The 20706-nt window shown below is 55.7% G+C and carries 17 protein-coding genes; 9 read left to right on the forward strand and 8 right to left on the reverse strand.

Going from position 1 to position 20706, the window contains the following annotated elements; genetic code table 11:
• The first annotated feature begins 115 nt into the window (after nucleotides 1–115).
• Nucleotides 116–1000, forward strand: coding sequence for a LysR substrate-binding domain-containing protein (locus BJ887_RS07325; protein WP_121339670.1), 885 nt, complete (start codon nucleotides 116–118; stop codon nucleotides 998–1000).
• On the opposite strand, the gene BJ887_RS07330 is transcribed toward BJ887_RS07325, so the two are convergent.
• The 4 genes from BJ887_RS07330 to BJ887_RS07345 form a co-directional block, all read right to left on the reverse strand.
• On the reverse strand, nucleotides 991–1902 hold the full coding sequence (locus tag BJ887_RS07330) for a LysR family transcriptional regulator (protein ID WP_047744675.1): 912 nt from the start codon (nucleotides 1900–1902) through the stop codon (nucleotides 991–993). The two genes, BJ887_RS07325 and BJ887_RS07330, sit on opposite strands and share 10 nt — an antisense overlap.
• 13 nt (nucleotides 1903–1915) lie before the next feature.
• Entirely contained in the window at nucleotides 1916–2902 is a 987-nt protein-coding gene (locus BJ887_RS07335) for an MBL fold metallo-hydrolase (RefSeq protein ID WP_121339671.1), read from the reverse strand.
• Nucleotides 2903–3044: 142 nt separating this feature from the next.
• On the reverse strand, nucleotides 3045–3788 hold the full coding sequence (locus tag BJ887_RS07340; protein WP_020884117.1) for a 5'-nucleotidase, lipoprotein e(P4) family: 744 nt from the start codon (nucleotides 3786–3788) through the stop codon (nucleotides 3045–3047).
• Between the two features lie 178 nt (nucleotides 3789–3966).
• Nucleotides 3967–4494, reverse strand: coding sequence for a GNAT family N-acetyltransferase (locus tag BJ887_RS07345; RefSeq protein ID WP_020884118.1), 528 nt, complete (start codon nucleotides 4492–4494; stop codon nucleotides 3967–3969).
• 132 nt (nucleotides 4495–4626) lie between these two features.
• Between BJ887_RS07345 and treZ the strand changes: the two genes are divergently transcribed.
• Genes treZ through glgX form a run of 3 tightly spaced genes read left to right on the forward strand, consistent with a single transcriptional unit; the run spans nucleotide 4627 to nucleotide 10971 of the window.
• Nucleotides 4627–6414 carry a malto-oligosyltrehalose trehalohydrolase gene (treZ, locus tag BJ887_RS07350; RefSeq protein WP_047744672.1) on the forward strand — a complete coding sequence of 596 codons (1788 nt, stop codon included), beginning with the start codon at nucleotides 4627–4629 and terminating at the stop codon, nucleotides 6412–6414.
• Nucleotides 6411–8879 (forward strand): malto-oligosyltrehalose synthase, encoded by a 2469-nt coding sequence (gene treY, locus BJ887_RS07355; protein ID WP_047744671.1) that lies wholly within the window; start codon nucleotides 6411–6413, stop codon nucleotides 8877–8879. The genes treZ and treY overlap by 4 nt, the downstream gene beginning before the upstream one ends.
• A 16-nt stretch (nucleotides 8880–8895) precedes the next feature.
• Nucleotides 8896–10971: a glycogen debranching protein GlgX gene (glgX, locus tag BJ887_RS07360; RefSeq protein WP_032680984.1), complete on the forward strand. Its 2076-nt coding sequence runs from the start codon at nucleotides 8896–8898 to the stop codon at nucleotides 10969–10971.
• On the opposite strand, the gene BJ887_RS07365 is transcribed toward glgX, so the two are convergent.
• The gene (locus BJ887_RS07365) at nucleotides 10972–11520 is read right to left on the reverse strand and encodes a winged helix DNA-binding protein (protein WP_047744670.1); all 549 of its coding nucleotides are present in this window, start codon (nucleotides 11518–11520) and stop codon (nucleotides 10972–10974) included.
• A 244-nt stretch (nucleotides 11521–11764) separates the two neighbouring features.
• Between BJ887_RS07365 and BJ887_RS07370 the strand changes: the two genes are divergently transcribed.
• Genes BJ887_RS07370 through BJ887_RS07380 form a run of 3 tightly spaced genes read left to right on the forward strand, consistent with a single transcriptional unit; the run spans nucleotide 11765 to nucleotide 14492 of the window.
• Nucleotides 11765–12487, forward strand: coding sequence for a DUF969 domain-containing protein (locus tag BJ887_RS07370; RefSeq protein ID WP_014170091.1), 723 nt, complete (start codon nucleotides 11765–11767; stop codon nucleotides 12485–12487).
• Nucleotides 12484–13470, forward strand: a complete 987-nt coding sequence (locus BJ887_RS07375) for a DUF979 domain-containing protein (RefSeq protein ID WP_014170090.1) — start codon at nucleotides 12484–12486, stop codon at nucleotides 13468–13470. The genes BJ887_RS07370 and BJ887_RS07375 overlap by 4 nt, the downstream gene beginning before the upstream one ends.
• Before the next feature lie 26 nt (nucleotides 13471–13496).
• Nucleotides 13497–14492 (forward strand): DUF2891 domain-containing protein, encoded by a 996-nt coding sequence (locus BJ887_RS07380; RefSeq protein ID WP_047744669.1) that lies wholly within the window; start codon nucleotides 13497–13499, stop codon nucleotides 14490–14492.
• A gap of 35 nt (nucleotides 14493–14527) precedes the next feature.
• On the opposite strand, the gene BJ887_RS07385 is transcribed toward BJ887_RS07380, so the two are convergent.
• Nucleotides 14528–15937 carry an MFS transporter gene (locus BJ887_RS07385; protein WP_047744668.1) on the reverse strand — a complete coding sequence of 470 codons (1410 nt, stop codon included), beginning with the start codon at nucleotides 15935–15937 and terminating at the stop codon, nucleotides 14528–14530.
• A 116-nt stretch (nucleotides 15938–16053) separates the two neighbouring features.
• On the opposite strand from BJ887_RS07385, the gene BJ887_RS07390 reads away from it, so the two are divergent.
• Nucleotides 16054–16977, forward strand: a complete 924-nt coding sequence (locus BJ887_RS07390; RefSeq protein WP_047744667.1) for a LysR family transcriptional regulator — start codon at nucleotides 16054–16056, stop codon at nucleotides 16975–16977.
• On the opposite strand, the gene BJ887_RS07395 is transcribed toward BJ887_RS07390, so the two are convergent.
• Nucleotides 16964–18424, reverse strand: a complete 1461-nt coding sequence (locus BJ887_RS07395) for a Cu(+)/Ag(+) sensor histidine kinase (protein ID WP_047744666.1) — start codon at nucleotides 18422–18424, stop codon at nucleotides 16964–16966. The genes BJ887_RS07390 and BJ887_RS07395 overlap by 14 nt on opposite strands.
• Nucleotides 18414–19097: a copper/silver response regulator transcription factor gene (locus BJ887_RS07400; RefSeq protein WP_121339672.1), complete on the reverse strand. Its 684-nt coding sequence runs from the start codon at nucleotides 19095–19097 to the stop codon at nucleotides 18414–18416. Before BJ887_RS07400 ends, BJ887_RS07395 begins: the two co-directional genes overlap by 11 nt.
• Before the next feature lie 190 nt (nucleotides 19098–19287).
• On the opposite strand from BJ887_RS07400, the gene BJ887_RS07405 reads away from it, so the two are divergent.
• Nucleotides 19288–20673 (forward strand): efflux transporter outer membrane subunit, encoded by a 1386-nt coding sequence (locus tag BJ887_RS07405; RefSeq protein ID WP_041162607.1) that lies wholly within the window; start codon nucleotides 19288–19290, stop codon nucleotides 20671–20673.
• Nucleotides 20674–20706: the final 33 nt, after the last annotated feature.

The raw sequence follows: 20706 nt of genomic DNA on the forward strand, positions 1-20706 counted from the left end.
TTTTTCCTCCCGTGTTTGCATGCCTCCATTTTTATGGCAATAGCCCATAGCATCAATTGCATCATTACTGCTATTTTGATAATAAACTTGTTATCAAAAAATCCGGGGAAGCGTTATGCAATTTCGTCAGATGCGTAATTTCATTGTCGTTGCGGAAGAGCTTCACATGCACCGGGCTGCGGAGCGCCTGAACATGGCACAACCCGCGCTGAGTCAGCAGATTAAAACGTTAGAGGAACGGTTAGGCGTTACGCTCTTTAGCCGGGCGAACCGCCGTTTAACCCTGACGCCGGCCGGTGAAGCTTTCCTGGAGAAAGCCAGGCTGGCGATCGCCCTGACGGAACAGGCGGTACTGGACGCCAGGCAAACGGCGAGGGGGGAGCAAGGGGTGTTGAATCTCGGGTGCGTATCGAGCGCCATGTTTGACACCAGGCTGCCTGCCGCGCTGCGCCAGATGCACAGTCGGTGGCCTGCCATCACCATGTCGCTAATGACGGGGAATGTGCAGACGCTCTATAGCGCCGTGCAAAGCAACCAGCTGGATGTGGCCATCATCCGGGCGCCGCTGCCGTCTCTGCCTGACGACCTGCAAAGCCGCCCGTTTACGTCCGAGAAAACGGTGCTGGCACTCTCTTCACAGCACCCTCTGGCGAAATCGTCCGCGGTTACGCTCGCCTCGGTGAAAGATGAAAAATGGATCTCCCTGCGCGACCCGGAGGGAATGGGCCTCGAACAGTACTTCTATGACGTTTGTTACGGCGCAGGTTTCCAGCCTGAGGTGGTACAAAACGCCACCGACGTACCTACTGTCATCAGCCTGGTCTCTGCGGGTTTTGGCATGGCGCTACTGCCGGTCTCCGCCAGGGCAGTCAGCGTGGAGAATGTCGTGTACGTCGACATCATTGACAGGCTCAGGGAAAGCGAGCTGAAGCTGGTGTGCCACCGGATCATTCGCTCAGAGGTGTTAAAGAAATTCCTGCACACCCTCGATCACATCTGACGTCCCGCGGCCAGCAGCAGTTGCTCGCGCAGCCAGAGGCTTGCCGGATCCTGACTGTTTTTCGGGTGCCAGTACATGCTGATGGTAATCGGCTGCAGCGGCAGCGGCGGGGGAAAGATATCCAGCGTCGAGGCAAAGCGTTGCAGCATACGTTCCGGTAAGGTGCAGAGCAGGTCCGTGCTGGCGACAAGCGGAGGTGCCATGGCGTAGCTCTGTGTGGACATCACCACGTTGCGCTGATAGCCCAGTCCGCCCAGGGTTTGATCCACAAAGCCGGTAAACGGGTCACCCTCTGAAGAGACCACCAGATGAGAGAGCGCGCAATAGTGCTCCAGATCCAGTGGCCCGACACCGCGGGGGTGGCCTTTTCGCTGGGCTGTTGCAAACTGGTCATCGAAAAGTTTACGTCTGACCCAGCCGTCGTGCGCGCCGGTGCTCACACCGATATAGACATCCACATCACCCTTTTCCAGCTGCTGTGGCAGGGTTGCCATTTCTGGCAGCGCGAATCGCAAGCGGATCCCCGGGGCATGGGCCCGGAACTGATTAAGCAGTTCGGCACCCAGCATCAGGGCCGGATTTTCATGCAGGGCAATCACAAATGTCCGCTGGCTGGTTTGCGCATCAAAGGTGGTGGGAGCAAACATCGCGTTAATGCCCCGCAATACGGTCATGACCTGCGGTCGCAGCGCTTCCGCTCTGGGCGTGGGCAACACCCCACGTCCATGTGGGGAAGGGATAAACAACGGTTCGCCAAAGAGCGAACGCAGGCGCGCCAGACGGGCGGACATCGCGGGCTGGCTGATGCCGAGCCGCGCGGCCGCATGGGTGATGTTCTGATCCTGGAGCAATGCATCCAGCGTCAGGATCAGGTCGATATCCATCTCAGCAACGGGCGTCATCGTGTTATCCGGTTTACTTTGCGCTGTGGCTGTCGCGATTGGTGTAGGTGACGGGCACCCAGGCGTAACCGCCGTGCTCGCCTTTCGTGACGTAACCGATACCCGGGAACGGCAGGTGGGGGGCTGCGACAAGGTCTCTGTTTTTCACAAAATCAGCAAAAGCATCCTGGCGGACACGTGCCGCACCGTCCTGATCCTGGTCGTAGGCGATGGTCACGGCGGGCTGCGGGAACTGTACCGCCGCGACGTGGATAATATCGCCGACAAAGGTGATTTTCTCGCCTTTACTTTCCAGCGTATAGAAGGCCGAACCAGGCGTATGGCCCGGGTGAACCGTGCCGGTTATCCCGGGCAGAAGCTGCGAGGTTCCGGAAAAAGGAACCACCTTGCCGGCATCACGATACGGTTTTAAGGTTTTCTGCGCGACATCGAAGTAGTTCTGGTCGTAGCCGGTTTTTTTCTGATTATCGTTGTCAAAGAAAAAGTCGATGTCAGGTTTGCCGACAAAAACGCGCGCATTGGTAAACACCGCCTTGCCATCTTTGACCAGGCCACCGGCATGATCGGAGTGCGCATGGGTCAGTAAAATCTCGGTGATGTCCTGCGGCGCGATCCCCTGCGTTGCCAGACTCTCAATCAGTCGCCCGCCGTTACCGGGGCCAAAAAGCTGGCCTGAGCCGGTATCCACCAGAATCTTGTGGCCGGGTAGCGCAATCAGAAAAGCATTAATGGACGCCTCTACCGGGTTGGTCTGGAAATTTTGTGTGAGCAAGGCATCGGTTTTCTGCGGGGTCGTCCGACGAAGTAATTTGTGCAGGTCTTGCGCCACGGTACCGTCGGTAAACGAGGTCACCATAATATCGCCAACCTGCACACTGTAGCCCCCGTCAGGCTGTTTAACCACGTGCTGGGGCGTTTCTGCCGAAGCCTGAAGCGCAGGGTAGAACAATAACGAACTGGAAATCAGCGTTGTCAGGGCAAGTTTTTTTACGGTCAGCATAAGGGTCTCCTTCAGAAAGAGCTCATCTTACTTCTCCGTAAAATTATATGAACCCGCCTGATAATGATAGAACCTATAAACGGGATGGATAGGTCGGGTCAAATGTCGGGTGGCAGCAATGTGCCACCCGGCAAGCCAGACGTTATTGCTTCAGCGGGGCTTTCCAGCCTTCAAGCGTGGCTTTTGACCACGAGCCATACGCGGCATTCGGCAGCACGATCCAGTCACTGCCAAAGCGATCGGCGCTGGCCTCAACGAGTTCACGCTGCGCTTCGCTCGGCTTTTTGTTTTTAAATTGCGCGGCGAAATCAGGCAGGCTGTCACCGAAGAGCATGATTATCTGCTGTTTCTTCAGGATGCTCTGGCGGCGGGCTTCTTTACTGACCGTATCGAGCAGAACGCTATCCTCTGAAACCTGCGGTAAGCCAAGGGATTTTAACGTATTGAGCGTATCTGCTTTGTTTTCCTGCATCCGGTCAGATACATAATAAATACGGACCTTACTTTGATTCACGCGATCAAGAAACGCCTTCGCGCCAGGAATTAATCCCGGTTTTCCCTGCTTTTCCCAGTCACTCCAGGTGTCCCATTTCGTGTAGTCGTGGCACTGTTCGGCATCACGCGCCAGTAACGGAGTGTTATCCAGCACCGTTTCATCAAGATCCATCACAACGGCATAGTTCTCCGGCGCAGTCAGCCCTTTTATTTTTTCGTTAAAACGCTCGGTGGCGAAACGGTAGGTCTGCAGCTGAAGTGCCATGATTTCTGCCGATTTCTGTTGGTAGCGCAGCGCCATCTCATACGCTTTCGGCTCACAGATTTCGTGGTCGGCTGCCGTGGCGGTCGCGCTCAAAACAGGTAATGCCAACAGTAATGCCTTAGCCATTGAATTCACTCTTCTTTCCTTAACGTCATTGTCAAAATCATGTAAGCGTATTGAAATTAAGTGACAGAAAAATGAAGGGAGGCAGGCGAGTCATATTCTGACGCACATTCCTTTGCGCGCCGGGTGGATAATTTTCAGACAAATCGCTTTCGTCCGCCAATATCCGTTAGAGCCAGAGTCAGATCAGCATGTAATACCAGAACAGGGCGATTTCGTCTTTTTCCGGTAATGCGTTGTAGAGGAAACGATCGTATCCGCCTAACGTAAAGCCATAATGACGGTAGAACAGGCAGGCAGAAACATTCACATTCTGGGTTTCGAGCCTTAATCCAGCCGCGTTGACGCTTCGCGCCCACACGTGTGCGGCCGCCATCAATTTTTGCGCCGCACCAGCTCTGCGTTTCGTGCGCTCAACGGCAATATAGTCAACGGCGATAAATTTATTCCAGCTCATTGACGCGGTGATAAAACCGGCAATTTCTCCCTCATCTGTTTCGGCCACAAGAAATATGGCATCCGGATTAACGCAATGATTTTCAAGGGTCTGCATATCGAGCTCATACGTTTTACGATAAGGCACGGCGACAGCGTCGATATGCAAATCACAATGTATAAAAGGCTCCCGCGCAACGTGACTGACGGTGAATGAAAAGTCACAGCATTCAAGACGTGCGAGGTCGGTATTTAATCCTTTTCGAATCTGCATGGTATTCCTTGTGGCGAATATTTTTATAAATAATAGATGAAGCCATTAAAACCGCTGGCGTAACACTCTTTTGATCCTGAACTAAGCTTGTACTTCATTCCGCGTAAAATGTGGGTCATTCGAGGACAATGAATGGAATTCAGGACATTTCAAAAACACTGGGGTGCTGAGTTTATTTCCAATGACGTTGTACGTTTTCGCGTCTGGGCAGAAGGACAGAAAGAACTTACGCTACGTCTGGCAGAAAACGACTTGCCAATGACGGCGGTCGGCAGCGGCTGGTTCCAGATTGACGTCCCCGGCGTCACGCACGGCACAGAATATCAGTATGTTTTGCAGAACGGCATGGCCGTACCCGATCCGGCATCGCGCGCCCAGGCTGGGGATGTTAACGGTCCCTCGGTTGTTATCGATGCCAGACAGTATCCGCCCGGCAACCGGGAGTGGGCAGGGCGTCCGTGGGAAGACACGGTGATTTACGAGCTGCACATCGGCACCTTTACCCCGGAGGGCACCTTCCGGGCCGCCATTGAAAAACTGCCTTACCTGGCTGAACTTGGCATTACCCAGATTGAAGTCATGCCCGTCTCACAGTTTGGTGGATCGCGCGGCTGGGGATATGACGGGGTATTGCTGTATGCACCGCACTCTGCCTATGGCACGCCAGAAGACTTCCACGCCTTTATCGATGCCGCGCATGGGCTTGGGCTTTCTGTCGTGCTGGATATTGTGCTTAACCACTTCGGCCCGGAAGGCAATTATCTGCCTGTGCTGTCACCCGCGTTTTTCGACGCGGAACGGATGACGCCCTGGGGCAACGGGATTGCTTACGAGGCTGAGCCAGTCAGGCAATACATTACCGAAGCCCCGCTGTTCTGGCTGACGGAATACCATCTTGATGGATTACGGTTTGATGCCATCGACCAGATTAAAGACGCATCGGATAAACATATCCTGCAGGAGATTGCCGAACGCATTCGCGAGGCTATCCCCGGGCGGCAGATCCATCTCACCACCGAAGACAGCCGTAACGTTATCTTCCTGCATCCGCGTGACGCACACGGTGCGACACCGCTTTTTACCGCGGAGTGGAACGATGACTTTCACAATGCCGCGCATGTCTTTGCCACCGGCGAAACGCATGCGTACTACCAGGATTTTGCCTTTGAACCGGAGAAAAAACTCGCCCGTGCGCTGACGGAAGGTTTTGTCTATCAGGGCGAGGTTTCTCTCCAGACCGGCAAATCGCGCGGCGTGGAATGTCACACGCAGCCGCCACAGTTTTTTGTCGATTTTATTCAAAACCACGATCAAACCGGCAACCGCGCTCAGGGAGAGAGACTGATCGCCCTCGCGGGGGCCGATAAAACACGGGTGTTGCTTGCTGCACTGTTGCTTTCGCCCCATATTCCGCTGCTGTTTATGGGGGAAGAGTTTGGTGAAACCAATCCGTTTTTGTTCTTTACCGATTTTCACGGTGAGCTTGCCAAAGCAGTGCGAGAAGGGCGCGCAAAAGAGTTTACCGGCCATGCCGGGCACGATGCGTCCGTCCCCGACCCGAATGACGTGAAGACCTTTGTTCGCTCCAAAATTGACTGGAATAAGGTCGCCACCGATGACGGTAAAACGTGGCTGCGCTTCACGCGAACGCTGCTGACGTTGCGCCATCGTCATATCGTTCCGTTACTGCGAAAGGGCGTCACGGTGGAGGGCAAGGTCATCAGGACGGCACCCGGCATGATTGCAGTGAGCTGGCGATTCCCGACCGGAACGTTGTCTCTGGCGTTCAATACCGGCAATAAGGCTGTTGATGTGCCTGCACTGGCAGGAGAAACGCTCTTTAGCTGGCCGGAGGTGAACGAGGTGTTACCGCCGAACAGTATTGTTGTTCGCTTTGCTGATGGAGAAGCATCGTTATGATCCCTTCCGCGACCTACCGTATTCAGTTCCGTAACGGCATGACGTTTGACCGTGTCGTGGAACTGGTGCCGTATATGAAAGATCTCGGCATCAGCCATCTTTACGCCTCACCTGTGTTCACCGCTACGACCGGCTCTACACACGGCTATGACGTGACCGACCCGAATGAAATTGACCCCGCCATTGGCGGACGAGAAGGATTCGACCGTATGGCGGCCGCGCTCAGGCAGGCGGGAATGGGCTTGATACTGGATATTGTGCCTAACCACATGTCGACCTCGCTGGAGAATCACTGGTGGCGAGACGTGATTGAGCACGGCAAACAGAGCCGCTACGCACGCTATTTCGATATTGACTGGTCACGGCCGCTTACGCTGCCGTTTCTGGGCGACACCTTTGAGGCGGAGCTTGAAAAGGGTGCGATTGCTTTAAAACGTGACCCTGTCACGGACAAAGCCGCGCTGGTCTACTACGATACCGCCTATCCTCTTAACCCCGGGACCTTTGTGGAGGGTAAAAGCATTGCGGCGCTGCACGAGGCCCAGAGCTGGAGGCTGATGTCCTGGCGTGAAGCCCCGAAACAGCTCTCGTGGCGGCGTTTCTTTGAAATCACCGGCCTGGTGGGCGTGCGGGTTGAAGACGCGTCGGTATTTAGTGATACACACCGATTGATCCTTGAACTGGTTCATTCTGGCGTCGTTGACGGTCTGCGAATTGACCATATCGACGGTCTGGCCGATCCGCTGGGCTATCTGCAGCGTCTGCGACAGGCAACCGGACCGGCGTGTTACATCACGGTTGAAAAAATTCTCGCCAAGGGGGAACAGCTGCCCGTCGAATGGCCAGTCTCTGGCACCACGGGGTACGAGTTTATTGCCTCGCTGGCGGAAGTTCTGGTGGACGACAGCCGCCTTGACCGCCTGGAGAAAATCCATGACGACACGCTCGGGGAAACCGTTGATCGGTTTGCAGCGTTACGGGATGCCAAAGGGCTGATGACCGATCGCAATTTTGAGGGCGAATTCACTACCCTGTTAACTATCGCCATCGATCTTGCCCGACGCAATGCGGTTGAACTGCAACCCGATGAGATCCACCATGCGTTGCGCGAGCTGCTGATCGCGTTTCCGGTGTATCGGACCTACGGCACTCGTGAAGGATTAACCGCCTCTGACGTGGCGCTGCTCAATCGCGTTGTCGCAAGCGTTAACACCTCTGAAGCGGCCCTGAGCCTGATCGTATGCATTCTTACCGGCGATCTTCCTGAAAATTGCCACGACGACGCGGCACGTTTCAGAACCCGCTTCCAGCAACTCACCGGGCCACTGATGGCGAAATCCGTGGAAGATACGCTGTTCTTTCGCCATAACCTGGAGCTGGCGCTTAACGAAGTGGGGGCAGACCCGACGCCGCGCACCTTTTCGCTATCGCGTTTTCATCAGGAAATGCGCATCCGTCTTGCCCGCCAGCCTGACGCCTTACTCGGGACATCCACCCATGACACGAAGCGCGGCGAAGATGCCCGGGCACGCCTCTATACCCTGACGGAAGCGCCGGAACAGTGGGGCGAAAATCTGGCCCGCTGGCGGCAGATGAATCAAACCCACGTGCGTTTTCTGAGCGACGGTACCGCGCCGAACGCTGCCGATACCTGGATGATTTATCAGGCTCTGGCCGGCGTCTGGCCCGCCACGCTGTCACCTGACGATGTCGACGGGCTGAAATCACTCGAAGAGCGCTTCCTCGGCTTCCTGGAGAAAGCGCTGCGCGAAGCCAAACAACGCACAGACTGGATAGACAGCAACGAAAGCTATGAGAGCGTGGTGCTGAGCTATGCCCGGCATCTGCTTTCACCGGACAACACGCTGTTCCTGAAGGATTTCAGTGAGGCGATGCAGCCTTTTATCCGTGCCGGGCTGATGAACAGCCTCAGCCAGACGGTGATCAAACTTACCGCACCCGGGGTACCGGACATCTATCAGGGCTGCGAAGCGCTTAACTTTAGCCTTGTCGACCCGGATAACCGACGGGAACCGGATTTCCCCGCGCTGGTACACCACCTCAGCACGGCGGATGCCGGGGTATTTGCCCGCCCGGAATGCTGGCGAGACGGAAGCGTTAAGCAATATGTCACCGCCACGCTGTTACGGCTTCGTCCGCATTATGCCGCGCTATTCCATTACGGTGACTGGCTGCCGCTGAAGGTGAGCGGCGAGCGGGCGGAGAACCTGATTGTTTACGCACGCGTGAAAGACGAGGAGGCGCTGATTGTTGCCGTGCCGCGGCTGGTCTTCGACGTGACAACCCATGAAGCACTGTGGGCCAATACCACTATTGCTATACCCGATGCGCTGGCAGGAAAACGCTACCGGGATCTGTTCACCGGTGAAAGCCGGGTTCTGCAAGAGGCGCTGGATGTAACGTCTGAAACGGGATGCTTAATGGTTCTGCTTACCTGCGAATGATCGTGGAGAACAAAAAATGCCAAAGGATAATACGTTTGAAATTCGGGCCGGTCATGGCCAGCAGCAAGGCGCAAATTATGACGGGAAGGGGGTCAACTTTGCGCTGTTTTCAGCACATGCGGAGCGGGTTGAGCTCTGTCTGTTTGACCCTTCAGGAAAAACCGAAATCGCCCGGCTGGAGCTGCCGGAATATACCCATGAAGTGTGGCACGGCTATGTGCCGGATCTGAAGCCTGGCGCGCTGTACGGCTATCGTGTCTACGGCCCCTATGACCCGGAAAACGGGCATCGCTTCAACCCCAATAAACTGCTTATCGATCCGTATGCCCGTGAACTGGTGGGCGATATCGACTGGAACGACGCCCATTTCGGCTATGAGCTGGGTCATGACGATCTCGACCTCAGTTTTGATACCCGCGACAGCGCGCCGTTCACGCCAAAATGCAAGGTCATCGACCCCAATGCTTTTGACTGGCAGGATGATAACCGGCCAACCATTCCGTGGCCGAATACCGTTGTGTATGAGAGCCACGTGAAGGGCTTTACCCAGCTTAACCCGGCGATTCCGCCTGAACTGCGCGGTACGTTTGAAGGGATGGGGCACAAAGCCTCGGTCGATTACATCAAAAGCCTTGGCATCACCTCGGTTGAACTGCTTCCGGTTCACTGGTTCCCGGACGATCAACACCTGCTCGACAGGGGGCTGAAAAACTTCTGGGGCTACAACACGCTCGGCTTCTTTGCGCCGGCGTCACGCTATTACGGTCCGGCGGGGATCCAGGGTTTTCGCGATATGGTGCGCGCCTATCATGACGCAGGCATCGAGGTGATCCTCGATGTTGTCTATAACCACACGGCAGAAGGCAATGAGCTCGGCCCAACGCTGTCGTTTAAGGGCATCGATAACTTCAGCTATTACCGCACCTTACCCGATCAACACCGGTATTACATTAACGACACCGGCACGGGGAATACGGTGAATACCTCCCACCCGAGAGTGCTGCAGATGGTGATGGATTCACTGCGCTACTGGGCCGAATCGATGCATATTGACGGTTTCCGTTTCGACCTCGGGACAATTCTGGGCCGTGAGCCCGAAGGCTTTGATCCGCGCGGTGGCTTTTTCGATGCCGTCACGCAGGATCCGGTGTTATCCCGTCTGAAGCTGATTGGTGAGCCCTGGGATATCGGCCCCGGCGGTTATCAGGTCGGCGGTTTCCCGCCAGGCTGGGGGGAGTGGAACGACAAATATCGCGATACCGTACGTGAGTACTGGAAGGGCGATAACGTGTCTAACGACTTCGCGGCGCGCCTGCTCGGTTCCGGTGACTTGTACGACCTGCGCGGACGCCGTCCGTGGGCCAGCATCAACTTTATTACCGCCCACGACGGCTTTACGTTGAACGACCTGGTGTCTTACAACGAAAAGCATAATGCCGACAATGGTGAAGACAATAACGACGGGCACAACGATAACCGGTCGTATAACTACGGAGAGGAAGGGCCGACAGAGAATCCGGATATTATCGCTACCCGGGAGCGGCAGAAGCGTAATTTCCTTACCACGCTGTTGTTCTCTCACGGCACGCCAATGCTGCTGGCCGGGGACGAGTTTGGCCGTACGCAAAAGGGGAACAATAACGGGTATTGCCAGGACAGCGAGATCTCCTGGATCGACTGGAAGGGGTTATCGGAAAACGACACTGCCCTGCGCGACTTTACCCGCCATCTGATTGCCCTTCGCGCGAAACAGCCGTTGCTGCGGCGTGAAAGCTGGCGCGACGGGCTTGAGATCCGCTGGTTTAACGCCGGCGGCGGCCCGCAGCAGGATGAGCAGTGGGATGAAGGTTCAACCCTCGGCGTATCCATCAGCAGACCGGACCTCAGACAGGAGCCGGGCCTCTGGCACGATGTGCTGATGCTGTTTAACCCGTTTGAAGGCACCGTGCCGTTCCAGATCCCCCAGTTTGGCGAAGGAGGCTGGGTACTGGAACTCTCCACGGCGGATGACGTTGTCCCCGGGACGGTCATCACCAAAGCCGTGGAATACCATCTGGCCGGACGAAGTATTTCGCTTTTCAGACGCCCTTAACTACAGTGATGCCGCCGCCCGCGCGGCGGTGTCATACAGGGAAGATATGGTCCGGAGCAGCTGCGCGGTGTCACCAATAGACGCTCCGGAAATCCCGCTCTCCGCATGGATATTGATCAGGCACGCTTCCCGCACGTCGCGGTATTTCATGCATAGCGCTTTCCCTTCCTTCGTCGTTGAGAAATAGAGCTCTTTTCCGGCTTTTTCACTCGTCACGTAGCCCGCCTTGACCAGCTTCTTCAGTGCATACGTCACCACATGGGTATCTTCCACGTTCAGGACAAAGCAGATGTCGGCCAGCTTTTTCTTGCGGTCGCGGTGGTTCACGTGATGCAGAAGCGAGACATCAAAAGCGCCCATATCTGGCTCACCGGCTGCGGTCATGCAGCGCACCATCCATTTGTTAAACGCGTTGCTGGTCATGATCAACGCGTACTCCAGCTCTGATAATTCCGCGCAACGTTCCGATACCAGATGGCGAGAGGACACGATACGGCCATCGGTTATATCGTCGTGATTTGATGATCCAGCACTCTTCTTTGCAGTCATAACGTTCCTTACGGGGGGTGACGTTGGCCCGGAAATGTAAACTCATCGATAAAATAAGAACATTTTATTGATAAATTGTTTACATGTTTTTGTGGTTCAGATATAGCTTTTTAGTGCAGGTTCTGCGGAGCCTGACGCAAAACACAACATCGCGCGCCGCACTGCATCCCGCTTCGCCATGATGCGAAGTATTAAAAAAATAGCCGCCGGCGCGCAACGCTCACTTTGGATAGGGTAAACGTTTATGGACGGTTCGACACTGTTGCCGCTCATCGGTATACCGGTGGTGGTTATTGGTTTTGCTCTGCGTTTCAACCCGCTACTGGTGGTTGTGGTGGCGGGGCTGGCTACCGGACTGCTGGTTGGCATGGATTTTGGGATGTTGCTGGAGACCTTTGGCGAGAAGTTCGTCAACAGTCGTTCCCTGGCGACCTTTATTCTGATCCTGCCGGTTATTGGCCTGCTGGAATATTACGGGTTGAAAGAGCGGGCGCAGGCGTGGGTGGCAAAGATTGCCAGCGCCACCTCGGCACGTATTCTGATGCTCTATTTTGTGGCGCGTGAAGGGACGGCCGCGCTGGGATTGATGTCGCTGGGTGGGCATGCTCAGACCGTTCGTCCGCTGCTGGCACCGATGGCCGAAGGCGCAGCGCTCAATGAGTATGGCGAACTGCCGCAACATATCCGGGACAAGATCAAAGCGCATGCCGCGGCGTGCGACAACATCGCGGTTTTCTTTGGCGAAGATATTTTTATCGCGTTTGGCGCGGTGCTGCTGATCGACGCTTTCCTGAAAGAGAATGGGATACAGGGCATTGAACCGTTGCATATCGGTCTGTGGGCCATTCCGACCGCCATCGCGGCATTGATTATTCATATGACGCGCCTGTTGCGTCTGGATGCCAGCATCCGTCGTGACGTTATGTCCTGGCGCGCTGAGCAGGGTACACAGGAGATCGCGCCATGATGACCCTGATCACCATTAACCGCGTGTATTACCTGATCGGCTTTGTCGTGATGCTGCTGGTCGTGATGACCCTGCGCGATCGCGCGAATCCTAAACGTTTTACCACCGCGCTATTCTGGTTCCTGTTCGGCGGGATCTTCCTGTTTGGCGACCTGATGGTGCAGGAGCTGGGCAAATCCCTTGCTTATCGAATTATCGGCGGCTGCGTCATTGTGATTGCTCTGCTGGCGGGCTTTGGTCTGGTCGGGAAGGGGCATTATAAAATGGCTACCGATGCCGAGCGCGAAGCCTCGTCAACGCGGCTGAAAAACTGGCTTTTCCTGCCTGCGCTGATGATCCCGGTGGTTACGGTGATCGGGACATTATTCCTGAAAGGGGTGTCGATAGGGGGCGTATTCCTTCTTGACCAGAAACAGCTCACGCTGGCGGCACTGTGCGTCGCCTGTGTGGCGGCGATCCTGACCGGCTGGTGGCTGACAAAAGGCACGCCATTGCAAGCTATTCGCCAGTCCCGGCGCCTGGTCGACACCATTGGCTGGGCGGTGATTTTGCCACAGATGCTGGCCATGCTGGGTGGGGTGTTTGTGGTGGCGAACACCGGCGAGTCAGTCCAGAAGGTCGTAAGCCTGTTTGTGAACCCCGATAGCCGGTTCATGCTGGTGGTGATTTACTGCGTGGGCATGGCGCTTTTCACCATGATCATGGGCAACGCCTTCGCGGCATTCCCGGTGCTCAGCGCCGGTATTGCCTTGCCGTTCCTGATTAACGTTCATCATGGTAACCCGGCACCGCTGCTGGCGATTGGCATGTACGCGGGCTATTGCGGCACGCTGATGACGCCGATGGCGGCCAACTTTAATATCGTTCCGGCCGCGCTGCTGGAGCTTAAAGATAAGTACCAGGTGATCAAGATCCAGATCCCAACGGCGTTAACCCTGCTGGTGGTCAACGTGTTCTTAATGTATTTCCTCGTTTTTCGCTAAGCGCGGCAACGATCTAAGGAGCTGATATGGAATTAACGCAACACCAGGCCGACGCGTTTGCCCGCATGCCTTTGACCTATTTACGCCAGGAATATCCGAACCACATTATGCACCTGCTTAATGATGATGGTGATGTCCTGCCACCCCGCGAACTGCACCCCATTTTTTATGGCTGCTTCGACTGGCACTCGGCGGTGCACGGCTACTGGCTGCTGCTGCGCTGCGTGCGGCTTTACCCTGAACTGTCGTGCCGGGATGAAATTGTCGCCCTGTTTGATGAACACATCACGCAGGAGAAGGTGGCGAAAGAGCTGGCCTATTTCAAGGCACCGTTTCGCGCCTCGTTCGAGCGCCCTTATGGCTACGGCTGGCTTCTGGCGCTGACGCAGGAGCTGAAGCAATCCGCGTTACCTCAGGCCGCCAGCTGGTATCAGACACTGCAGCCGTTAACGCAGGACATTCGCGACAGGCTGGTGGATTACCTCAGCAAGCTCACCTATCCGATCCGTGTCGGTACGCATTACAACACCGCTTTTGCCCTGGCGCTGGGGATTGATTACGCCCGTGCAGTGCAGGATAACGCCCTTGAACAGGCTATTCTGACGGCGGCGACGCGCTTTTATCTGGCTGACACGCATTACCCGGCTCACTATGAACCGGGTGGTGATGAGTATATTTCCGGCGCGCTGACGGAAGCGCTGTTGATGAGTAAGGTGGCGGAGCATTTCCCGACGTGGTTTGACGCCTTTCTTCCTGATGTGGGGGCTGTTTCGGCCCTGATGCACCCGGCAGAGGTGAGCGATCGTACCGACCCGAAAATTGCCCATCTGGATGGGTTAAACCTCAGCCGCGCCTGGTGCATGAAGCATATTGCCCGCGCGTTGCCGGATAACCATCCGGGACAACAGGCGCTGCGCGAGGCAGTCAACCGACATCTGGCGGCAAGCGTCGAGCATGTGGTGGGCAGCCACTACAGCGGTGGACACTGGCTGGCGAGTTTTGCGCTGCTGGCGCTGGAGTAAATCACAGGTGCAGCGCGTAGTGCGCTGCACCGTGTTTATGCCGTAGCCTGACGCGTGGCGCGCAGCCGGCTCACGCTAAACACGACAGAAACCGCTGAAGCAATGACCGCAATCCACAGTGAATAATGAACGGCCCGATCGTCAAAGGCCGGTTGATTCTGCGTTGTGGCCAGCAGAACGCCGACCACGGCAGCCCCCAGGCATTGTCCAAACGTCCGCACGATAGCCAGTACGCCGGATGCGTAGCTGGCATACTCCCGCACCACGTTAGAGAGCATTTCCCGGTTATTGGGACTCTGGAAACAGCCAAAACCAATCCCGCACACCAGGCTTCGCAGGCAGATATTCCATGCGGAAGGGCTGGCGGGCAGTGTCGCGAGCAGGATCAATCCCACCACAAACACGATAAGCCCAAGGGTAGATATCAGCGGGGCTGAGATTGTGTCTGCCCAGCGACCCGCATGCGGTGCGATCAGTACGATGCCTATCGGCCAGGGCGTGAACAGCAGCGCGGAGAACACCGGACTGTAGCCATATACGCTCTGAAACAGGAACGGCAGGGCGATAAAGGTGATGCCCTGGCTCACAAACGAGGCCAGCGACGTGAGCGCGGCAAGCGTAAAGCGTCCGTTGTGGAAAATAACGGGAGGCAGTATGGGGCTTCGGGTGCGGCGAATATGCCAGACAAAGGTGATGGCGCTAATCGTGGCGAGCAGCGCCCAGTTGATGGCCTCGTGGCTGATGTGGTGCGAAGCATGCTGGAAACTGTTGGCCGTCATGATCATCGCCCCCAACAGGACCGCGGAGAGCAGTGCCCCCGGGGCATCGAACGGAGAGGGATCTGAAGCCGGCTGTCGAGGTAAGGCCTTCCAGGCCAACAGCAGGGCAATCGTTCCGGGAACAAGGTTAATGGCGAATAACCACTGCCAGCGCAGTACGTCCAGGATCGTCCCGCCCAGTACGGGGGCAATGGCCGTGCTGGAGGCGATCAGCAGGGCGTGCAGTCCCAGAATGCGGCCAAGCAGTCGACCGGGAAAGACGGCGCGCAGTATCGCCGGGGCAATACTCAGTGTGGCCGCCCCGCCAATCCCCTGCAATATCCGCATCCCGATCAGCATGTCCGGGGTGCGGGCCAGCGCGCAGCCGAGCGAGGTGAGTGTAAAGACGGCAAGTCCGGTCAGAAACACCGGGCGGTAGCCAACCCGGGCCGCCAGGGCAGCGAAGATGGCCAGAGTCATGGCCGCGGACAACAGATACCCATTGGCGAACCAGACGGCCACATTCGCGGGCACCTGCATCGCGCTGGCCATCGAAGGCAAGGCGATGTTGATCATGGTGCCATCAAAAACGCCCATCAGCGTGGTGGTCATTACCGCGGCCATCACCCGGGCGCGTTCATGGCCGGGCAATCCTTCGTCGCCGGGCTGGTTTGAAAATAGCGTCATCGTCGTAACTCCGGAAAGAATGTTGATGACGAAACTATAATCATGGGATATACAAGGCGGAAGACGCAGCAGTTGCACTGTTCAGTTGCATACAACGCCTTATCTGAGGATGCATCATGTCCGATCCAGATTTTAATTTGCTTGTCGCCCTCGACGTCCTGCTGGCCGAAGCCAGCGTGGCGGGCGCGGCGCGGCGTTTAAACCTGAGTACGTCAGCCATGAGCCGTACCCTGAGCCGGCTGCGAGAGGTGACCGGCGACCCGATCCTGGTGCGGGCAGGGCGTAATATGGTGCTGACGCCCTGGGCCGAGGCCACCCGGGAGCGAGCCCGAGGGGCCGTGTATGAGGCAAGAGCCGTACTGCAGCCCTCCACTGAAACGCTGAAGGTGGAAAACCTCGAGCGGCTGTTCACCATCAGAGCCAATGATGGTTTTGTGGTCGCATTTGGCCCATTGCTGATTGCCGCCGTGGCCGAAGCTGCGCCCGATGTGTGTATTCGGTTCTCGCCGAAGCCCGAGAAAACGTCACGCTATCTGCGGGAAGGGCTGGTTGACCTGGAAATTGGCGTGCAGAGCAACATGGGACCTGAAATACGCCTGCAGCGATTATTTCAGGATCGGTTCATTGCCGCGGTACGTAAGGGACATCCGCTGGCGGCACAACCCACGGTCAGCCTTCACGATTATGTTTCCTGGGGCCACGTGGTTGCCGCACCCGACGGGTCGCTACACGGATTTGTCGACGATGCGCTGGCTGAAGTGGGGATGAAGCGCAAAATTGCCAGCGTCGTGCCCGGTTTTCCGACGGCGCTATCCGTGGCGCTGGCGTCCGATCTGATCGCCATGGTTCCGGCATTGTATCTGCTGAACCAGCCGATGGCGCAGAGTGTGCATGTCTTTGAACTGCCGTTTAAAACCCGAACCATAACGGTTTCGCAGATGTGGCACCCGCGAATGGAAAGGGATCCGGGGCACCGCTGGCTGAGAGAGAAAGTGCTGGACGTGTGTTGGGCTGTACAGCAACCACTCAGTGCTGAGTAACCCGCTTAGGCACGGACAAGATAAAGCGTGTCGACTGAGCATCCGATTCGACGCGGACTTTGCCATGATGCGCGGTGACAATTGACTTCACAATGGCAAGACCAATCCCACTGCCTTCGCCTTTTCGCTGCCTTGAAGGATCCACCCGGTAAAAACGGTCAAACAGCCTGGGTAGATGTTCTTGCGGGACAGGTTTCCCGGGGTTGGCAATCATCAGCTCAAAATCGTTTTCCCGTTCGGCGATTGAGACGGTCACCGTCTTGCCTTCCGGCGTATAGCGCAGGCCATTGGATAACAGGTTGTTGATTGCGCGTCTGAACATCTGCGGATCGCCTTCGATCAGGCAGGGCATCCCGTGAAACGTCAACGTGATATGACGTTCTTCCGCCCAGGCCTCGAAGAAATCAAAGACTTTAATGACCTCCGCGCTTAAATCAAACATCACCCTGTCCGGGATCAGCTGATTATTATCCGCCTGCGCCAGGAACAGCATATCGCTGACCATCCGGGTCATCCGGTTATACTCTTCAAGGCTGGAGTAGAGGATATCTTCCAGCTCTTTCGGCGTCCGGTTCTGGCTGAGTGCGATTTCAGTCTGGGTCACCAGATTGGTGATGGGGGTTCTGATTTCGTGGGCGATATCGGCAGAAAAATTCGCCTGGCGGGTGAACACATCTTCAATCTTTTCAATCATATGATTGAACGAAATCACCAGTTGCTCCAGTTCAACCGGAACGCGCGACGGTTCCAGCCTCGCATCGAGATTTTCAGAGGTGATATTTTTAATGGCATTGCTGACGTTACGCAGCGGCAGGTGTCCCTGACGGACCGCGATTCGAATGATAAGAATAATCAGCAGGCTGATCACCACGGCAATCGCAATCAGGTTCTTTTTCAGCGCATCGAGGTAATGGAGGTGGAAATTAATTGAAAGCCCGATCAGCATAACGTAATTCTGCGCTTTTCCCTGCAGCGTTGCCGTGCCTGACGAGGCGATAATCCGGTACGTGTCACTTTTCATCTCAGCGCCGGAATGACTTTGCCGGGTGGAGTCATCCACCGTCCAGAGAAACACATCCCGTGCCCGGCTGTGCGTGCTGAACGCCGCCGTGTTCACGGCAGGGCGTAACGCTGCCCCCTGCGCCGTACTGAACAACACCTCCCCACGCGCGTCGAGAAGCAGAACCGCAACGTTACGATAGCTGGCAATTGACTCTTTGATTTTACTGATTTTCTTCTCGTCCGGATCTGCCGGGGACTGCAGGATACGGTGCATCGCGGTACTGATTTGCTGCAGATCGTTGATATCCTGCTCGGCGAAATGCTTTTCAACGGAGTGCAGCATAAACCAGGTGAAGGCGAAAAATGCCAGTATCGTGGAGAGGCTGATAAAAAACGTCAGCCTCAGGGCTAGTGAAAAAGGGCGTCCGGGTAATTTAACGCGCATCCGGTGCCTCCAGCATGTACCCCACGCCGCGGACCGTCTGGATCAGCTTCGGCTCAAAATCATTGTCTATTTTCGCGCGAAGCCGTTTGACGGCGACATCAATCGCGTTGGTGTCGCTGTCAAAATTCATGTCCCAGACCTGGGATGCAATCAGGGAGCGGGGCAGCACTTCCCCCTGGTGTCGCATAAAAAACTCCAGCAGGCTGAACTCTTTGCTGGTCAGCAGGATGCGGTTCCCCGCGCGGCTCACCTTTCTGGACACGAGATCAATCATCAGATCAGCCACCTGAAACTGGCTTTCCGTGATCACCGTATTGCCCCGTCGCAGAAGCGTCCTGACGCGGGCGAGAAGCTCCGCAAAGGCAAAGGGTTTGATCAGGTAATCATCCGCGCCCAGTTCAAGACCCTTCACCCGGTGTTCAATAGTGCCAAGGGCTGAGAGTAACAGAACCGGCATTCCCTTCCCGGCAGAACGTAGCATGCGGGTGATATCCCAGCCGTTCACGTCGGGAAGCATGATATCCAGAATCAGGAGGTCATACTCGGCGGTCATGGCGAGATGATATCCGGTCAGGCCATTGTCAGCATGGTCCACCACAAACCCCGCCTCAGTCAGCCCCTTGCTGAGGTACTCCCCGGTTTTTATCTCGTCTTCAACGATCAGTATTTTCATCTTGCTCCCCTGACTGGCTGCTCTGGACATTCTAGAGAGCCTCAAACCGTTATCAATGACTTACGTTAAGAATGACAACATTGTCATTATCCTGTCACCAGGCAAACAGGAAGCACGCTGTAGAGTAACCCTGGTAATACTCTGGACTTCATTTGAAACATTTACCAGGCCTGCCTGGACGAGAAGCGTGATGTGCACATTAAAACGACTTAGCATTAGCACAATATTTTTCCTGGCAGGCTGCGTCTCGCTGGCACCAGAATATGCGCGTCCGCCAGCACCGGTTCCGCAGCAGTTCTCGTTATCCCGCAATAGCCTCACGCCGGTGGTAGCGGGGTATCACGACAGCGGATGGCGTAACTTTTTTGCCGATCCTCAGGTCGCAGCACTGATCGCCGAAGCCCTGAATAACAACCGTGATTTAAAAATGGCCGCCCTCAAGGTTGAAGAAGCGCGCGCGCAGTTCAACGTGACGGATGCCGACCGGTATCCACAGGTAAATGCCTCGTCAGGTGTGACCTACAGCGGCGGGCTGAAAACGGACAAGCCGACCACACAGCAGTACGACGCAGGGTTGAACCTCAGTTACGAACTCGATTTCTTCGGCAAACTCAGGAATATGAGTGATGCTGACAGACAGAACTATTTTGCCAGCGAGGAGGCCCGCCGTGCCGTGCATATCCTGCTCGTCTCCAGCGTGTCGCAGAGCTATTTCAGCCAGCAGCTGGCCTACAAACAACGTCGTATTGCCCGCGATACGCTAAAAAATTATCAACAATCCTGGGCTTTTGTTGAACAACAGCTGGTAACGGGCAGCACCAACGTTCTGGCACTTGAACAGGCCCGGGGGCAGATTGAAAGTACCCGTGCAGAAATAGCGAAAAGAGAAGGCGAGCTGGCTCAGGCCAATAATGCCCTGCAGCAGGTTCTGGGAACCTATCGCGCGCTGCCGGCAGAGAAAGGAGGCAGCGTCGATGAGATTACCCCCGTCAAACTGCCGCCTCGTCTGCCGTCAGAAATATTGCTTCAGCGCCCGGACATTATGGAAGCGGAGTATCAGTTGAAAGCGGCTGATGCCAATATTGGCGCGGCGCGTGCCGCCTTTTTCCCGTCCATTACGCTAACCAGCGGGCTTTCAGCAAGCAGTACGGAATTATCCAGCCTCTTCACCGCAGGAAGCGGGATGTGGAATTTTATTCCGAAAATTGACATTCCTGTTTTTAATGCCGGAAGGAATAAAGCCAATCTCAAACTGGCTGAAATTCGCCAGCAGCAGTCAATCGTCAATTACGAACAAAAAATTCAGGCGGCTTTTAAACAGGTCGCCGACGCGCTCGCATTGCGGGACAGCATCAGTCAGCAACTCGACGCCCAGCAGCGTTATCTTGATTCGCTACATATCACCCTGCAGCGAGCCAGAGGTTTATATTCCAGTGGCGCGGTCAGTTACATTGAAGTGCTCGATGCTGAACGTTCTCTTTTTGCAACACAACAAACCATTCTCGACCTTATCTATTCCCGACAGGTGAATGAAATTAACTTATTCACCGCGCTGGGTGGCGGTTGGGTTGAGTAATTCTTTTTAATTACTCCATCAGGAAATCAAAAA

The organism is Enterobacter sp. WPR_3_1 (genome assembly GCF_003635055.1).
Lineage (GTDB): Bacteria > Pseudomonadota > Gammaproteobacteria > Enterobacterales > Enterobacteriaceae > Enterobacter > Enterobacter ludwigii.

What these genes read in the sequence shown, in the direction of transcription:
- BJ887_RS07325 (WP_121339670.1), top strand. Translation starts at nt 116, where the DNA reads ATGCAATTTCGTCAGATGCGTAATTTCATTGTCGTTGCGGAAGAGCTT.
- BJ887_RS07330 (WP_047744675.1), bottom strand. Translation starts at nt 1,902, where the DNA reads ATGACGCCCGTTGCTGAGATGGATATCGACCTGATCCTGACGCTGGAT.
- BJ887_RS07335 (WP_121339671.1), bottom strand. Translation starts at nt 2,902, where the DNA reads ATGCTGACCGTAAAAAAACTTGCCCTGACAACGCTGATTTCCAGTTCG.
- BJ887_RS07340 (WP_020884117.1), bottom strand. Translation starts at nt 3,788, where the DNA reads ATGGCTAAGGCATTACTGTTGGCATTACCTGTTTTGAGCGCGACCGCC.
- BJ887_RS07345 (WP_020884118.1), bottom strand. Translation starts at nt 4,494, where the DNA reads ATGCAGATTCGAAAAGGATTAAATACCGACCTCGCACGTCTTGAATGC.
- treZ (WP_047744672.1), top strand. Translation starts at nt 4,627, where the DNA reads ATGGAATTCAGGACATTTCAAAAACACTGGGGTGCTGAGTTTATTTCC.
- treY (WP_047744671.1), top strand. Translation starts at nt 6,411, where the DNA reads ATGATCCCTTCCGCGACCTACCGTATTCAGTTCCGTAACGGCATGACG.
- glgX (WP_032680984.1), top strand. Translation starts at nt 8,896, where the DNA reads ATGCCAAAGGATAATACGTTTGAAATTCGGGCCGGTCATGGCCAGCAG.
- BJ887_RS07365 (WP_047744670.1), bottom strand. Translation starts at nt 11,520, where the DNA reads ATGACTGCAAAGAAGAGTGCTGGATCATCAAATCACGACGATATAACC.
- BJ887_RS07370 (WP_014170091.1), top strand. Translation starts at nt 11,765, where the DNA reads ATGGACGGTTCGACACTGTTGCCGCTCATCGGTATACCGGTGGTGGTT.
- BJ887_RS07375 (WP_014170090.1), top strand. Translation starts at nt 12,484, where the DNA reads ATGATGACCCTGATCACCATTAACCGCGTGTATTACCTGATCGGCTTT.
- BJ887_RS07380 (WP_047744669.1), top strand. Translation starts at nt 13,497, where the DNA reads ATGGAATTAACGCAACACCAGGCCGACGCGTTTGCCCGCATGCCTTTG.
- BJ887_RS07385 (WP_047744668.1), bottom strand. Translation starts at nt 15,937, where the DNA reads ATGACGCTATTTTCAAACCAGCCCGGCGACGAAGGATTGCCCGGCCAT.
- BJ887_RS07390 (WP_047744667.1), top strand. Translation starts at nt 16,054, where the DNA reads ATGTCCGATCCAGATTTTAATTTGCTTGTCGCCCTCGACGTCCTGCTG.
- BJ887_RS07395 (WP_047744666.1), bottom strand. Translation starts at nt 18,424, where the DNA reads ATGCGCGTTAAATTACCCGGACGCCCTTTTTCACTAGCCCTGAGGCTG.
- BJ887_RS07400 (WP_121339672.1), bottom strand. Translation starts at nt 19,097, where the DNA reads ATGAAAATACTGATCGTTGAAGACGAGATAAAAACCGGGGAGTACCTC.
- BJ887_RS07405 (WP_041162607.1), top strand. Translation starts at nt 19,288, where the DNA reads ATGTGCACATTAAAACGACTTAGCATTAGCACAATATTTTTCCTGGCA.